This window comes from Acidisphaera rubrifaciens HS-AP3, assembly GCF_000964365.1.
Lineage (GTDB): Bacteria > Pseudomonadota > Alphaproteobacteria > Acetobacterales > Acetobacteraceae > Acidisphaera > Acidisphaera rubrifaciens.
On the sequence record NZ_BANB01000338.1, the window covers coordinates 1 to 3,115 of the forward strand.

Here is a 3,115-nt window from a genome sequence, read left to right on the forward strand (position 1 = left end):
GGCGCGGGGCTTGCCTATGTGCTGTACGACACCGCCCTGCTGCTGTTCGTGAGCTGGCAGACGCTGCCGCTGCTGCGCCGGCCTGTGCCGCCCGTGGCCACCGGCCCGCTACCCCCGATCGGCGTCGTCATCGCCGCCCGCAACGAGGCGGGCGGGATCGTCGCGACGATCGACGCCCTGCTGGCGCAGACGCCGCCGCCCGCCCGGGTGATCCTCGCCGATGACGGCTCGACCGACGCGACGCCCGCCGTGCTGGCCGCCCGCTATGGCCTCGTCACGCCGGCGCCCGGTACGATCAGCCCGCCCGCGCCCGGCGCCCCGGCGCTGCGCTGGCTGCGCCTGCCGCCACGCGGCAAGGCGGCGGCGCTGAATGCCGCGATCGGGCATCTCGACACGGAACTGATGGCGACGATCGACGCCGACACGCTGCTGGCGCCGGGCGCGCTCGCCGCCATGGGCGCGGCCTTCGCCGCCGAGCCGTCGCTGGTGGCGGCGACGGGCGTGCTGCGCCCGGTCTGCCGGCCGACGCCGGTGGGCCGCGCGCTGGGCTTCCTGCAGACCTATGAATACGTGCGCAATTTCCTCTCGCGCTATGCCTGGATGGGGCAGGGGAGCCTGCTGCTGATCTCCGGCGCCTTCGCCACCTTCCGCACCGAGGCGGTGCGCATGGTGGGCGGGTTCGACGGCGCCTGCCTGACCGAGGATTACGAGCTGATCCACCGGCTGCACCGCACCGGCGCGGACCGGCTTCTGGGCTGGACGGTCCGCGTGATCGGGGCGGCGCGGGCGAGCACCGACGCGCCGGCGGACCTGCGCACGTTCCTGCGCCAACGGCGGCGGTGGTTCGGCGGGTTCCTGCAGACGCAGTTCTGGAACCGCGACATGACGGCGAACCCGCGTTACGGGCGGCTCGGCATGCTGATGCTGCCCGTCAAGGCGCTGGACACGTTGCAGCCGATCTATGGCCTGACGGCGCTGGCGCTGTTCGGCGTCTTTGCGCTGTTCGGCCATACGTCGGTGATCGTGCCGGCGGTGGGCGTGATCGCGGCCAAGATCGGCTTCGACCTCGCGATCCATCTGTGGTCGCTGCATCTGTATCGCCGCTGGATCGGCGGGCCGGGCGGGACGAGCTATGCGGGCGCGGCGCTGGCCGCCCTGATCGAGCCGTTCTGCTTCCAGCCGCTGCGCCATCTGGGCGCCACTCTCGGCTGGGTGCTGGCGGTGCGTCACACCGCGCGCACATGCGCGGTGTCCTGGCAGGGATAGACGCGCGGGTCGCTCGCACACGGGCAGCCCTGGCCCGCAATTCGCATCATCGTTGCGCATTGCACAACAGGGGATGCGCGGGCGATGGCCGGATCGGGGAGTGTGGGACGTGCGGGCCGGCTGCTGGCGGCGATCGTGCTCGGCCTTGTCTGCACAAAAGTCGCGCGCGCCGACGGCATGAAGGCGGCGATGCTGCTGCCGGGCAGCATCAACGACCAGAGCTGGAACGCGCTCGGCTATTCAGGGCTGATGAAGATCAAGTCGCTCGGCATCGCCACAGCCTATTCGGAGAACGTGCCGGATTCCGACGACACGGCGTCGATGGAGGATTACGCGCGGCAGGGCTACGGCATCATCCTCGGCCATTCCGGCCGCTTCCTGTCGGCCGCCGAACAGGTGGGGCCCGACTATCCAAAGGTGCAGTTCATCATCGGCGGCGGCGCCGGCGGCCAGGCGCCGAACGTCATGTCGATCGACTTCAACAACGCCGAATTCGGCTGCCAGATCGGCGTGCTCGCCGCGCGCATGAGCAAGACGGGCAAGGTCGGCGGCGTCTACGGGCTGGAGGGTCTGCCCAACATCGTGGCGCAGGCCGGCGCGTTCCGCCTGTGCGCCAGGAAGGCGCGGCCCGACATCACGGTGACGATCATCTACATCAAGGACATGGAGGACGCGGCATCCGGCAAGGAGGCGGCGCTGTCGCTGATCGCCAACGGCGCCGACGTGCTGACGGGCAAGCTCAATGCCGCGATGAACGGCGTCATCGCGGCGGCGAAGGAAAAGGGCGTGTACGCGACCGCGCGCTCCGTCGACAGCATCGCGACGGCGCCCAAACAGGTGCTGACCGCGCTGGTGGAGCACTGGGGCGACATGTACGGCGCGGCGGCGGCGGACGCCAAGGCGGGGCATCTGTCGGGCAGCTTCGTCCAGTACGGCTATGCGACGGCGGACCGCACGACGGGGGCGAATTTCGTCTATGGCAGCGGCGAGTTCAGCCCGGCGGTGCCGAAGCCGGTGGTCGATGAGCTGATGGCGATGCAGAAGACCTTCGCCGCCGGCGGCATGAAGATCACGCCCACGCGCGAGGACGCACGCGGCGGCAGCTGAGGCGCCGCCATGACCGCCCGGCTGCTGGAGATGCGCGGCATCGTCAAGCGGTACGGCGCGCTTGCCGCCAATGACGGCGTCGATCTCGACGTCGCGGCCGGCGAGATCGTCGGGCTGCTCGGCGAGAACGGATCCGGCAAGAGCACCTTGATGAAGGTGCTGATCGGCATGACGCGCGCCGACGCGGGCGGCATCGTCTTTCGCGGGCGGGAGCTGTCCGGCCACACCCCGCGCGACGCGGCGGCGGCCGGCATCGGCATGATCCACCAGCATTTCATGCTGATCGAGGCGATGACGGTCGCGGAGAACGTCATGCTCGGCTGGGAGGCCGCCGGGCGCGGACGGCTGCGCGCGCTGCGCCGGGGCGAGATCGCGGCGCGGGTGCGCCAGGCGAGCGCGCGCTATGGCCTCGACCTCGACCCCGACGCGGTGGTGGGCGACCTGTCGCTCGGGCGGCGGCAGCGGGTGGAGATCCTCAAGGCGATCCTGCGCGGCGCCGCGCTGCTGGTGCTCGACGAGCCGACGTCGAATCTCAGCCCGCCGGAGGTCGCCGCCCTGCTCGACGTGCTGCGCCAGCTGCGGGCGGAGGGCACCGGCATCGTGTTCATCTCGCACAAGATGGACGAGGTGCGGGCGCTGTGCGACCGCGTGGTGGTGCTGCGCGACGGGCGGGTGGCGGGGCAGGCGCCGGCGGGCGCGGACGCGGCGGCACTGGCGCGCATGATGGTCGGGCGCGACCTGT

Annotated in this window: 3 protein-coding genes; all 3 read left to right on the forward strand. The window is 71.4% G+C overall.

The annotated features are described in order from the left end of the window. A partial coding sequence (locus tag B8460_RS10730) for a glycosyltransferase family 2 protein (protein WP_048861594.1) occupies positions 1 to 1,266 on the forward strand: 1,266 nt, incomplete at its 5' end. Positions 1,267 to 1,368: 102 nt separating this feature from the next. After that, on the forward strand, positions 1,369 to 2,373 hold the full coding sequence (locus B8460_RS10735; RefSeq protein ID WP_158322805.1) for a BMP family protein: 1,005 nt from the start codon (positions 1,369 to 1,371) through the stop codon (positions 2,371 to 2,373). Positions 2,374 to 2,382: 9 nt separating this feature from the next. After that, positions 2,383 to 3,115 (forward strand): ATP-binding cassette domain-containing protein (locus B8460_RS10740; RefSeq protein WP_048861596.1); only part of this gene is annotated, 733 nt, incomplete at its 3' end.